Annotated in this window: 10 protein-coding genes; 6 read left to right on the forward strand and 4 right to left on the reverse strand. The window is 40.2% G+C overall.

What is annotated here, in order from left to right:
• Positions 1-21 precede the first annotated feature (21 nt).
• Positions 22-3,108, forward strand: coding sequence for a diguanylate cyclase domain-containing protein (locus AC27JR_RS07120; protein ID WP_487173177.1), 3,087 nt, complete (start codon positions 22-24; stop codon positions 3,106-3,108).
• A 62-nt stretch (positions 3,109-3,170) separates the two neighbouring features.
• Here the strand turns inward: AC27JR_RS07120 and dxs are convergent, their stop codons facing one another.
• From dxs to xseB, 3 genes are all read right to left on the reverse strand, one after another.
• Positions 3,171-5,033 carry a 1-deoxy-D-xylulose-5-phosphate synthase gene (gene dxs, locus AC27JR_RS07125; RefSeq protein ID WP_008110208.1) on the reverse strand — a complete coding sequence of 621 codons (1,863 nt, stop codon included), beginning with the start codon at positions 5,031-5,033 and terminating at the stop codon, positions 3,171-3,173.
• 111 nt (positions 5,034-5,144) lie between these two features.
• Positions 5,145-6,032: a (2E,6E)-farnesyl diphosphate synthase gene (ispA, locus tag AC27JR_RS07130; protein ID WP_487173178.1), complete on the reverse strand. Its 888-nt coding sequence runs from the start codon at positions 6,030-6,032 to the stop codon at positions 5,145-5,147.
• A 2-nt stretch (positions 6,033-6,034) separates the two neighbouring features.
• Positions 6,035-6,277 (reverse strand): exodeoxyribonuclease VII small subunit, encoded by a 243-nt coding sequence (xseB, locus tag AC27JR_RS07135; RefSeq protein ID WP_008110204.1) that lies wholly within the window; start codon positions 6,275-6,277, stop codon positions 6,035-6,037.
• Positions 6,278-6,579: 302 nt separating this feature from the next.
• On the opposite strand from xseB, the gene pomA reads away from it, so the two are divergent.
• The 4 genes from pomA (at position 6,580) to AC27JR_RS07155 (ending at position 10,928) form a co-directional block, all read left to right on the forward strand.
• The gene (gene pomA / locus AC27JR_RS07140) at positions 6,580-7,347 is read left to right on the forward strand and encodes a flagellar motor protein PomA (protein ID WP_008110202.1); all 768 of its coding nucleotides are present in this window, start codon (positions 6,580-6,582) and stop codon (positions 7,345-7,347) included.
• Positions 7,348-7,349: 2 nt separating this feature from the next.
• Positions 7,350-8,270: a flagellar motor protein MotB gene (locus tag AC27JR_RS07145; RefSeq protein ID WP_075170368.1), complete on the forward strand. Its 921-nt coding sequence runs from the start codon at positions 7,350-7,352 to the stop codon at positions 8,268-8,270.
• Between the two features lie 154 nt (positions 8,271-8,424).
• Complete coding sequence (locus AC27JR_RS07150) at positions 8,425-8,910, forward strand: hypothetical protein (RefSeq protein WP_487173179.1); 486 nt, start codon at positions 8,425-8,427, stop codon at positions 8,908-8,910.
• Positions 8,911-8,987: 77 nt separating this feature from the next.
• A complete protein-coding gene (locus AC27JR_RS07155; protein ID WP_487173180.1) occupies positions 8,988-10,928 on the forward strand; it encodes a DNA topoisomerase III in 1,941 nt (646 codons plus the stop codon).
• Between the two features lie 28 nt (positions 10,929-10,956).
• Here AC27JR_RS07155 and AC27JR_RS07160 read toward each other — a convergent pair whose 3' ends face one another.
• Complete coding sequence (locus tag AC27JR_RS07160) at positions 10,957-12,267, reverse strand: M20 metallopeptidase family protein (RefSeq protein ID WP_131690599.1); 1,311 nt, start codon at positions 12,265-12,267, stop codon at positions 10,957-10,959.
• A 112-nt stretch (positions 12,268-12,379) separates the two neighbouring features.
• Between AC27JR_RS07160 and AC27JR_RS07165 the strand changes: the two genes are divergently transcribed.
• On the forward strand, positions 12,380-13,237 hold the full coding sequence (locus AC27JR_RS07165) for a tetratricopeptide repeat protein (protein WP_131690600.1): 858 nt from the start codon (positions 12,380-12,382) through the stop codon (positions 13,235-13,237).
• Positions 13,238-13,479: the final 242 nt, after the last annotated feature.

Below are 13,479 nucleotides of genomic sequence, written 5' to 3' on the forward strand. Positions count from 1 at the left end.
GTTTAACTAGGTGGCAGCACTATGATGCGATTTTTATTGGTTTGTGTACTTATGCTATGTGCCATGCCAAGTACGGCTTCAATTACTGATTACGTAGTTAAACAATGGAATATCAAAGACGGCTTACCCTCACAATCCCTGAAAAGTGTGGTGCAAGATAACCAAGGCTATATGTGGCTTGGCACTCAATTTGGATTAAGCCGTTTTGATGGCAATACCTTCACCAATTATAATACCCAAAATAGCTTATTTTTACCCAGCAATGGTATTAATAAATTATTGATCGATGGCGAAGGATTATTGTGGGTAGGCACTAAAAATGGCCTTGTGGTTATCGATCCTGAAAAGCTAACCGCACAAGAGTTTAATATTAAAGGCCCTGTAAGAGATATTCTTGAAGATTCTCAAGGCAGTATCTGGATAGCAGCTAATGGGCTCTATTATATAGACAGAGGCCAAATAGAACTGCGCGACCAACTAAATAATCCTAGTCCTATTGTAAACGCCACAGCTATCACCCAAATTGTGGGATCGGTCAGTAAAATGGCGCTTTCACCTGAGGGAATTTGGCTGGTTAACGACCGTAATTTATTACGTTTAACGCAAAGCTCGTCTGACTTTTCTAAATTACGCTTAGAACTCACCGCTAAAGTGGCTTTGCCTGATCGTTTAGCGCAAACCATTGTTCACGATTTATCGTTTTTAAATGGTAATTTGTACCTAGCTTCTGAGTTAGGGGCTTATTTTTTAGATTTAGATGACGAGCTACGTCCGTTTCCACTGCCCAATGCTAATAACTCAGCTGTGTATAAATTTATGAGCGACGGTAATGGCGGCTTGTGGGTATCAACCTATGGACGTTTATTGTTCAGGGCTAAATCTAATGATTGGCAGTGGGTTGAACCCAGCCAGTTAGATCAGAGTATTTGGTTTGCCGATATATTTAGAGATGATGAAAATAACATATGGTTAGCGAGTTTTAGTGAAGGTCTATGGCTTGCTCACGAAGGGCGAATAGAGCGCCATTCTGCCATTTCTAAAATGACCGAAGCGGTAATGGCAATTAGTAAATCACCTGATGGTAAGTTATGGATTGCCAATAAAAGTGGCGTTGGCTATTTTGATGCCGATAAAACTTTTATTAATGTTATTAATAGTGCCAAGTATGGAAATGCCTCGGTACATGACATGCAATTTGATGGCGATCGCCTTTATGTTGCTACTGGCAGGGGCTTGTTTTTCTACGAGTCGAATACCTTATATAGTTTCCCTGCTCGTGCATTGAGCGATAACCCAGTTTTTGCAATTAGCACTTCAACTAAAGGCGGTTTTTGGGTAGGCACCGGACGAGGGTTATACCGTTTAAATTACAATGGTTTAAACCCTTTTGCGTACAATGCTTTTTTAGGCAGTAAGTTTGTAACCTATGTTTTAGATAAACCAAATTTTGGGGTTATTGGCACCAGTAAAGGCGCGTATTACTTTACTGAGCGAGGAATTGAAAAAATTGGCGACCAAACCACCTTAGAAAGTGCGTATGTGACCAGCATTTTACATATAAAAGGGGTAGGCATTTTAATTGGCTCGTTGAATGATGGTCTGTTTTATCGCAGTGGGCAAGGGCAATGGCAGCAACTAGACGCCGCCAATGGGTTGCCATATGGTTCTATATTCAGCTTAGAATACGATGACACCTCGAAGCGAATTTGGGTAAGCACCATGAAAGGGGTTTACCGCATGCCTGTTGAGCAATTTAAAGCCAACATCGAAAGCCTAAAAGTAGAAGAAGTGATCTCTTCATTTGACCGACAGCTCGATGGTAAAGCCAGCCAATGTTGTAATGGTTTAGGCCATGATGCGGTGGTTGATATGGATAACTCTATTTGGTACCCCAGCTTACAAGGGGTGGTTGAAATCCCTAAAGACGTAGAGTTATTTGGATTACGCTCACTTAAACCAACTATAGAAACCTTAACCACACCATCACGAAAGCTTGCAGCTGCTGCGTTAGGTGAAAAACCGGTTCTTGAGACCGATGAGCGTGATGTGACACTTACCTATACTGCGATTGATTATTACGCTCCGGCAAGTATTGAGTTTAGATATAAACTTAATGGGCTTGATAACGATTGGCGCTATGCAAATACCCGTCGAGAAGCAATTTATACAAATTTACCCGCCGGTATGTTTTTATTTGAATTAGAAACTAAACGCCAAGGTGAGGATTGGGGTAAAGCGCAATCAGCCGAATATGCGTTTGTTGTTCCTGAACGGTTTGGTGAAACCATCTACTTTAGATTACTGATCACCAGTGGTTTTGTACTGCTGTTTTATTTAGTGTTTTGGGTATTTAAAGTTCAAGAGCGACGTAAGCAACAAGTACTCGAAGGGCTTATTACTGAACGAACCCTAGAGCTTCGTCAAGCGAATGATAAATTAAACCAAGTAAATTCTCAGCTTAAACTTGTTAGTCACTCTGATGAGCTAACTGGGCTGAGAAGTCGTCGTTTCTTGTTTGATCAACTACCAAAAGATATTGAGCATTTTCAGCGTAATTCGCAGTCATTACAGGCTCAGGGCAAATCTTTGGTGTTATTAATTATTAATTTAGATAACTTTAGCCGTATTAATGATGCTTATGGCCCTATTGCTGGAGATAGCTGTTTACAACAAGTGGCGGCATTACTTAACTCCCGTACTCAAGGCTCTGATTACGTTGCACGTTGGAGTGGTGATGAGTTTTTACTGTTATTGCGTGACTTTAAGTGTAATTTAATCGACAGCTATGTGTCAGAGTTATGCCAAGCCATTGCCGATTATAACTTCCAGCTTCCGAACGGCGAAACAACGAGTATTACCTCATCAGTGGGTTGGTCTTTCTATCCGCTCCCCCTGTTAGGTGGTCAAGTTATTAGCTGGGAAACATCGATTAATTTAGCTGATATCGCATTGCATCAAGTTAAAAAACGCGGTGGCGATGGCGTTGCTAACATTACCTTTGATGAGCAATTAGATGCATTTGAGTTTGAGCAAAACCCGAACGTTGAACAGCAGATTGGCTTATTGCAAAGTAATGGCTTGGCCGACATTAAGGTGTGGATGCGCTAGAGATTATAAGTGAGCAACAAAAAAGGAGCCAATGGCTCCTTTTTTATTAAACACTATAAATATTAGCTCATAAATGCTTTAATTGTAGTTAATATACCTTGTCCACCTAACCCCATTTCATCATGCATTTGCTGTTGTGTACCGTGTTTAATAAATTCATCCGGTATACCTAAGTTAAGTATTTTTACAGCCGCTTTTTGGGTAGCTAAATATTCATTAACAGCCGAGCCTGCACCACCAGAAATTGCATTATCTTCAAGCGTTACAATAATATCGTGGTTAGCGACAAGCTCATCAATTAACCCTGTATCAAGTGGCTTAATAAATCGCATATTAACTAAAGTCGCATTGAGCTCATCTGTGGCCAGTTGCGCGTTTTCAAGCAAGGTACCAAATGACAATATAGCCACCTTAGTTCCTTGTTTAATTACATTCGCTTTACCAATTTCGAGCTGTTGCATAGCACTTTGAATGTCTGCGGTGCCAGCACTACCACGCGGGTAACGCACGGCTACAGGGCAATCGGCTTGATAGCCAGTGTATAGCATTTGACGGCATTCGTTAGTGTCACTAGGTGCCATAATAACCATGTTAGGAATACAGCGCATAAAGCTTAGGTCGTAGGCGCCTTGATGAGTTTCACCATCGGCTCCGACAATACCTGCGCGGTCAATAGCAAATAATACCGGTAGGTTTTGCAATGCAACATCGTGAATTAGTTGGTCATACGCACGTTGTAAAAAGCTAGAGTAGATAGCAACAACGGGTTTTAACCCTTCACAAGCAAAACCTGCAGCAAGGGTTACAGCGTGCTGCTCTGCAATTGCCACATCAAAATATTGTTCTGGGTGTTCTTTGGAAAAGCGCACCATTCCTGAACCTTCACGCATCGCAGGGGTAATTGCCATTAGCTTGTTGTCTTGCTCTGCCATGTCGCACAGCCAATCACCAAATACACTTGAAAAAGTTGCAGCGCCTGGCTTAGATTTCGGCAGGCTTGATGTTGCAGGGTCAAATTTTGGTACGCCATGATAACCAATAGGATCGGCTTCTGCTGGTTTATAGCCTTTGCCTTTTTGGGTTTTAATATGCAGCAGCTGTGGGCCTTTTAAGTTACGCATGTTGCGTAGCGTATCTACAAGCATATTTACATCATGGCCATCAATTGGACCAATATAGTTTAAACCTAGCTCTTCAAAAAAAGTACCTGGGATCATCATCCCTTTAATGTGCTCTTCCATACGGCTAGCCAGCTCTTTTACCGGCGGTACTCCAGATAATAGCTTTTTGCTACCTTCACGGATGTTGGTATAAAAGCTGCCTGATAAAATACGTGCGAAATGATTGGTTAACGCGCCGACGTTTTCAGAAATCGACATTTCGTTATCATTTAAAATGATCAGCATATCTGATTTCACATCACCTAAGTGGTTCATCGCTTCAAAAGCCATACCTGCGGTAATTGCGCCATCGCCTATAACCGCCACGGTTTTACGTCCTTTGCCTTCTTTTTGCGCCGCAATAGACATACCCAGTGCCGCAGAAATAGAGGTACTTGAATGGCCAACACTAAAGGTATCGTATTCACTTTCGTCTCTGAATGGGAATGGATGCAATCCATCTTTTTGGCGAATGGTGTGCATTTGGTCACGACGGCCAGTCAGTATTTTATGTGGATAAGCTTGATGACCCACATCCCAAACTAAACGGTCGTCGGGAGTGTTGTACACATAATGTAATGCAACGGTAAGTTCTACGGTTCCTAAACCAGACGCTAAATGGCCGCTACTTTGCGATACTGAATTGAGTAAATAATCACGCAATTCATGGCTAAATGCAGGAAGCTTATCTTGTGCTAAGTCTCGCAAGTGGGCTGGTTCGTTCACCAAATTAAGTAATGGATACTTGCTGCTATCAAGTGTCATGGTTTTTTATATATCCTTCGCTAATATTAACTCCCTCAAAAAGCTAGGTTTAAGAGGCGACTTAATATTCAGTAATAATTTGTTCTAAGAGTTAGTACGTTTTAGCCATGTTTAATGGTCACGTTCAATTAAATAGTTTGCCAATGCCGCTAAGTCGGTCGTATCTGCGTCAATATTGGCTAACGCCTCATGGGCTTGTTGTATCAAATTCTGTGCTTTTTGCTTAGCACCTAGCATACCTAATAAAGCGGGGTATGTCGCTTTATTCGCTGCAATATCTGACCCTTGAGGTTTACCTAAAGTCAGGGTGTCGCCCTCAACATCTAAAATGTCGTCATGAACCTGAAAGGCCAGCCCGATAGCATACCCAAAAGTAGATAAGTTATCTAAAGTGTGTTGGCTAATATTAGGGACACAGAGTGCGCCCAAAGTAATTGCACAGTTTATCAATGCGCCGGTTTTAAGTTTATGAATACGTTCTAATTCGTCAACCGTAATCAGTTTATCGGTTGCTGCAATATCACGCCCTTGTCCGGCAACCATTCCTTGCAACCCAGAAGCGTGGGCTAATTCGGCAATCATTTTTAACTGAGCTTCAGTTGAACATTTAAATGTATGCTTAGCAATAAGCTCAAAAGCCAAAGTTTGCAATGCATCACCTGCTAAAATCGCTTGTGCTTCACCATAAACAATATGGCAGGTAGGGCGACCGCGACGTAAATCATCATCATCCATAGCAGGTAAATCGTCATGCACTAATGAATAACTATGAATGCACTCTATCGCTGCTGCCAGTACATCTAAATCACGCTTGTCAGCACCGAGCATTTTACCTGTGGTATAAACTAAAAATGGGCGCAGTCTCTTGCCGCCATTCATTAAACTATAATGAGTAGCTTTTTTTATGGTGTTGTCGCTTTCAAGAGGTTGTTCGAAATAAAGATTGAGCGTATTAGCTACATCATCTTGAGCGAGCTTTATTTGTTCTTTTATGCTCACAATTATTCCATATCGTTATCAAATTGAGTAAGCGGTGCTTTTTCGTCATTACCCATTAATATCGACACCTTTTGTTCGGCTTGTTGAAGTTTGCCAGAAGACGCACTGGCTAATGCAATACCGCGCTCAAATTGCTTTAAAGACTGTTCAAGCGATAAATCACCTTGTTCCATTTCACTGACAATTGTTGTTAACTCTTCTAGTGCTTGTTCGAAACTTAAATTTTCAGGTTTTTTAGTCGCCATCTTTATTTTCAACTTACATAATAAATTTAGACGCCAATTTTAGGGGGAATGCTAAACTAGGTCAAAGAATGATATGGTTTTTTGATAGATAAATGCTGTTAATTGGGTTTTATTGCGCTTCTTAGTTATTTTTTAACATGTTTAAAATTGAGTGTTAGATAGATTGCGATAGTTGATCTAGAATAGATTAGCGCTTAACTTTTTCGGTTATCATAAAAATCACTTAAGTATTTCAGTATCTTGCCGATAAACAATTAATAACAACGCTTGCGAAGAAAAAATATAAAACCTTTGGAGGGAATGTGGATTTAGCAACCATTATTGGGATCCTTGGCGCAATTGGCTTAATTGTCATGTCCATGTTTATGAGTAGTAGCGGTGAAGTCGCTATGTTTTACAATACCCCTTCAGTGGTTATTGTGTTTGGTGGTTCCCTTTTTATCGTTTTATCTAACTTTACTATGTCGCAATTTTTTGGCATTGGTAAGGTTTGTGCAAAAGCGTTTATGTTTAAAATTGAACCCCCTGAAGCGTTAATAGAGAAAGCTGTCGAACTTGCTGACTCTGCCCGTAAAGGTGGTTTTTTAGCATTAGAAGAGGCTGAAATTCCAAATCCATTTATGCGCAAAGGCGTTGATATGCTTGTAGATGGACATGATGCAGATGTAGTGCGTGCAACATTACAAAAAGATATTTCCCTCACAACAACTCGTCATGAAATGGGTGCAAGCTTATTCAAATCATTAGGTGATATTGCTCCTGCAATGGGGATGATCGGTACATTAATCGGTTTGGTGGCTATGTTATCAAATATGGATGACCCAAAAGCAATCGGTCCAGCAATGGCGGTCGCCTTATTAACAACATTATATGGGGCATTTTTGGCGAATGTTGTCGCTATTCCTATTCAGGTAAAACTTGAATTGCGTAAAGACGAAGAAGCAATGAACCAGCGACTTATTTTGGATGCGGTATTAGGTATTCAAGATGGCCAAAACCCTAAAGTAATCGAAGGGATCTTGAAAAATTATTTGGCTGAGTCAAAACGCGCAGTAAACACTGAGGAATAATTATGTCTGATGAAGAGTGTAAATGCCCACCCCCAGGGTTACCTGCATGGATGGGGACATTTGCCGATTTAATGTCGCTATTAATGTGCTTCTTTGTACTCTTACTCGCGTTTTCTGAAATGGATGTGCTTAAATTTAAGCAAATTGCAGGCTCTATGAAGTTTGCTTTTGGTGTGCAAAATAAAATTGAAGTTAAAGATATCCCAAAAGGCACCTCGGTTATTGCGATGGAATTTACTCCAGGTAAGCCTGAGCCGACCCCCATTGAAACTATTCAGCAGCAAACAGTAGAAATGACTCAGCAAATGCTAGAGTTTCAGGCGGGCGATGAAAGCTCAGCTGGCGGACGCCAAGAACAACGTGGTGAAAAACGAGGCGGGGAGTCAAGCAGCACCTCTGAGGAAGTGGCTTCAGCGCCAGCTGTTTCTGCTGCCGATCAAGAGCAAATAAATGATTTAGTTAAAAAAATTGCACAACAACTCGAAAAGCAAATTATTGATGGGGCTATTGAGCTTGAATCATTAGGGCAGCAAATCATTATTCGTATAAGAGAAAATGGTTCGTTCCCATCGGGTAGTGCGTTTTTACAACCCCAGTTTAAACCTATCATTCAAGATATTGGCCGGTTACTAAAAGATGTTCCCGGAGAGATCACCGTCTCTGGTCACACGGATGACTTCCAAGTCTCTAATGAGCTTTATATTAACAACTGGGATTTATCCTCTAAACGAGCTGTTGCGGTAGCAAGTGAGCTGCAAAAGGTTGCTGGTTTTGATAAGACCCGCATGATGGTCGTGGGGCGTGCAGAAACCAGACCCTTAGTACCGAATGACTCCCGTGAAGACCGAAGACGTAACCGCCGAGTGGAAATATCAATCTTACAAGGCAAGGCTAAAGAATCAGATCCTATTGATATTAGATAGAGTTTATTGGTTTTGTCCCTTTTTTAGCATAGAATGCACTTCTCTTAACAGATGTAATTAAAGAAGAAGTTAGTATGTTAAATAAATTTTGTAGTATGCCTGGTAATGGCGATGGTACAGACGAAGATAAAAAAGTTAAGTAAGGTTTTTTAGTTTGCCTGAATGGTTTTTGTACTTCGTCAGTATATTAAGTAAAAGCTGGGTTCTTATTTTGAGCCCAGCTATTTTGTTATTTTTTATCTTTAAGGATTATTTAGCCTTAAGGTTTGCTGCTATTACCGCTTCTTTTTTCTTATTTGGTACTCTAACTTACTCAAGTTTAATGGCGTTTGATGATGGCATTTATGTATACCGTTATCTTGTATGGGCATTAACAGATATTACTTGGATGGCACTAATTGCTTATTGGGGTCTGAAAGATAAAGTGCATTTGTGGCAGTGTGTACTGGGTCAACTTGTGGTTATTGGTGCCCCTATTTTGCAATTGTTTCGTTTAGTCGACCGCCACCTTTGGGATTTATCTTATAGCACTGTTATGTATCAAACGTTTATGCCTTTGATAAATATTGCTACTGTGGTTGTATGCTACCTGCCTCTTTTATATATTTTTGTTAATAACCGAAATAAAGCTTTAAGTTAGAAATTATAAAAATATCCCCCGTTTTAAAATGATATGCTAGACTACTGTTTATATGAACAGTATTAGAGCTTTTGGTTATGAAACTTTATATTGCTGAAAAACCCTCGTTGGGTCGCGCTATTGCAGATGCACTTCCTAAACCGCACAAAAAGCATGATGGCTATATTGAGGTAGCGAATGGTGATTGCGTATCTTGGTGCATAGGTCATTTGCTCGAACAAGCAGAGCCCGATGACTATGATGAGCGTTTTAAAAAGTGGCAGTTTGAACATTTACCTATTGTGCCAGAACATTGGCAACTTAAAGCAAAGCCTAAAACTCGTAAACAACTTACTATTTTAAAAAAGCTAATTAAACAAGCAACAACACTTGTACATGCTGGCGATCCTGACCGTGAAGGCCAGTTACTGGTTGATGAAGTTATAGAGCAAGCAAAAATCAGCCAAGCAAAAAAACAGAATATTCAGCGCTTACTGATCAGTGACTTAAATTTAACGGCGGTTAAAAAGTCACTACATAGTATGCGCGCTAACCGTGAATTTATTCCTTTGAGTGTTTCTGCTTTAGCGCGGTCTCGTGCTGATTGGTTGTTTGGCATGAACTTGACGCGTGCATACACATTAGCGGGGCAAAAAGCGGGGTTTGGTAACGTGTTGTCGGTTGGGCGAGTGCAAACACCTATTTTGGGTCTAGTAGTTAATCGCGATAACGAGATCGCAAATTTTGTATCAAAACCCTTTTTTGAAGTACTTGCTCATTTAGTTACCCCTCAGAATGATGCCTTTACAGCTAAGTGGGTACCAAGTAAAGCATGCGCTCCATATCAAGATGAAGAGGGCAGAGTGCTTAACAAAGCTTTAGCTGAAAATGTCACTTCTCGTATCGCTAATCAACCAGCAAGCGTAACTGCACTTGAGCAAAAGCAAAAAAAGCAAACCGCACCGCTTCCTTATAATTTATCTGCTTTACAAATAGATGCTGCTAAAGCTTTTGGTATGCCAGCACAAAGGGTATTGGATATTTGCCAAACCTTATATGAACGCCATAAATTAATTACCTATCCACGTTCAGATAATCGTTATTTACCAAAAGATCATCACCAAGATGCAGCTGCGATACTAAAAGCGATTGCAGTAAATGATGGCCAAAAAACAGAATTTGTTAATGGAGCAGATGCAAAAAAACGAAGTAAATGTTTTAACGATTCAAAGGTAGCAGCTCACCACGCGATTGTACCGACAGCTAAACAGTTAAAAAGTGTGAGTTTAGCCAATGATGAAGCAAAAATTTATCAGTTAATAAGTCGACATTATTTAATTCAGTTTTATCCTGACTACATATACAACGAAACCAAAGTAGAGGTAACCCTAGCCGGTGGTTTATTTAGGGCTAATGCAAAACAAGATGTAAGTTTAGGTTTTAAATTACTTATGGGTAAGTCAGAACTTAAAGAAGAGGCGACATTACCTCATTTAGAAAAAGGCATGGCACTTACCTGTATTAAAGGTGAGGTGGTGCAAAAGCATACAACTCCTCCGGCTCATTTTACCGATGCAACCTTACTTGCTGCCATGACCGGGATTAGCCGTTATGTAAAAGACTCGCAAATCAAAAAAATATTAAAAGAGACAGATGGTCTTGGTACTGAGGCTACTCGTGCAGGCATCATTGAACTGTTATTTAAACGTCGCTTTTTAAAACGTGAAGGAAAGGCTATTAAAGCGACTGAAACAGGTCTGGCACTAATTAGTGTATTACCTGAGGGGTTATCAAGCCCCGATTTAACCGCAAAATGGGAGTCGAGTTTAGGAGATATAGCTCAGCAAGCAATGAGTTATCAGCAGTTTATACAGCCTTTGCTTGCTGATTTAACTAATTTTGTAAACCAAGCAACCAACTGTGATAGTGATGTGTTTGCACATTTGCCAAAAACGTCACCTAAAAAGCGTTTTGCTAAACGTACAAAAAAAGCGCCGTATAAAAAGTCGAGTTACAAAAAAAGCCCTGCGGTAAATTAATCGCGGGGCTTAAAAATAACCTTGAAGGTTATTGATTGAATAATGCTACAGCCGCATTACTCATTGCTGTTATTCCAGTTGGAAGCGCTACTTTATAATCGGGAGCAAATTTACTTGAATGTAATGAAGGGAGTGTTTCGTTATTTTTCATCGCATTTGTATATTGCTGTTGGTTAACTCCGCCTAACCAAAATAATGTAATAGGTAGGTTTTCATCTGTTCTACCATACAAGCCAAAGTCTTCACCAGCCATAACCGCCTTTGTTTCCAGTACATTAGTTGCGCCAATTGCATCAGCAATAGCACTCCTAACTATATTGGTTTGCTCCGGGTTATTGTAAGTAGATGGAATAGACTCACTTTCATGAACATACACTTTTGGATAGAGCGCTTTTTCTAGACCTGCACTTTGTGCAATACCTGCGGTGATGCGTTTAATTGCAGCAATTTGCGCGTTTCTAACGTCTGGGTTATAGCTACGCAGAGTAAGTTGTAGTTTTACTTCATCAGAAATTACATTGTGTTTTGAGCCGCCATGGATAGAGCCAACAGTAATCACTGATGGTTCCAAAGGAGATAATTCACGACTTGTAATAGTTTGTAATGCCAAAATGGTGCGAGCAGCAATAATCACAGGGTCTACAGTCGTATGAGGATAGGCTCCATGGCCTCCTTTGCCTTTTATTGAAATATCAACTGAGTCGACGCTTGCCATAGTGTACTCATTTTTCAGAGCAACTTTTCCTGCCGGTACACTGGCACTGACATGTAAAGCAATAATATGATCGGGTTTTGCATATTTGCTAAATAATCCCTCACTCAGCATTGCTTTTGCACCACCCCCAACTTCTTCAGCAGGTTGCGCAACCATCATTAAAGTACCTTGCCACGACTGTTTATTTTTAATTAGTTGTTGTGCGGTGCCTATAAATGAACTCATATGAATATCATGACCACAACCATGCATAACACCGACTTCGCTACCTTGTTCATTTATCGTGGTAACAGTTGATGCGTATGCTTTGCCAGTTTGTTCTGTGATTGGTAAGCCATCAGTATCAGTTCGAATCATAACGGTAGGGCCTTGGCCATTTCTATAAATACCTACGACGCCATAACCGCCAACGTTATCGGTTACATCAAACCCTAGCTTTTGAAGTTGCGTAGCCATTTTTTTACCGGTTTGTTGTTCATAATAAGACAGTTCAGGTGACTGGTGTAAATCTAGATAAAGCTTTTCTATTGCTGGCATACTTTTATCGAGATCCAACTTGAGTGTTTGCGCACTTAATAGTGGGCTAACTAGTAAACACAGTGCACTCGCATAGGCTAATTTCATATTTCCCTCATTTATATAGTATGTGTGTCTTAAATGATTTAGACACATGTCTTGTAATTATTATCTTCATCACCATATAAAAACCTAAATAGATGAACATGGCAATAATTCAATGAGCAATATAGTTAATCTTAACGCACAAAATCTTCAGCAAGTATTAGGTGAAACATCACAACAAAAGTTAGTACTACTTAACTTTTTTTCGCCACAAAGCCCAGAATGTATTAGCCAAGCAGCTATTTTAGATAAGCTAGCTGCTGAATATAATAACTATATAGTTGTTGCAAACTTAGATTGTGATGCAGAGCAAGCCTTGGCCTCTCAACTTGCCCAGCAAGTTGGTTTACAAACCTTGCCTACTTTAGTGTTGTTAAAAGACTCAGCTCCAGTTGATGTATTAGCGGGGGCACAGACAGAAAGCCAGGTACGTGATGCATTATCTAAGCACTTACCTGCGCAACAAGACCTATTATTAGAGCAAGCCAAGCAAGCACTTATTAATAGTGATTTAAATGCCGCATTTAATTACGCCAAGCAAGCGTACGAATTGGATAGTCGTAATGCGAGAATTAAATTAGTGCTTGCAGATATATGTATACAGATTCACAAACTCGATGAAGCAGCTGCATTAATAGAAACAATAGAAGCACAAGATCAAGATGCATACTTTAATAACATTAAAGCTAAATGCGTGGCTGCACTAGAGGCAACCGATTCACCTGAAATAAAAGCACTGCAAGAAAGGGTAGTAAAACATCCTAATGAGCTCGAGTTACAAATGGAGCTAAGTAATCTACTCAATGAAGCAGGAAGAAAAGAAGAAGCATTAGAAGCACTCTTTACTATTCTTAAAAAAGACCTGAATTATGATGAGGCCAAACCAAACTTCTTGGCTGTTATTGCATCTTTACCAGATGGCGATGCGCTAGCTGCTAAATATCGTCGCAAGCTTTATAGCATTTTGTATTAACGATTAAGATAAACTCTCTATAAAAAGCACCTATGTTAAGGTGCTTTTTTGTTTCTGCGTTAGAATAGCAGGGTAAAAGCAAGGTTATCCACAGGGTTTTGTGGGTATCTTGTGTGTCTGGGTGGGGTATCTTTGGGGTAAGAATTAAATGCAAAAAAGCGTTTAAAAACGCTTGCGTTAAAATCGATTCGCCCTATAATGCGACCCCACTGAGACGGCAGAGCGCAACGCATAGCGAAGCG

The organism is Pseudoalteromonas sp. NH0006-26 (assembly GCF_057552415.1).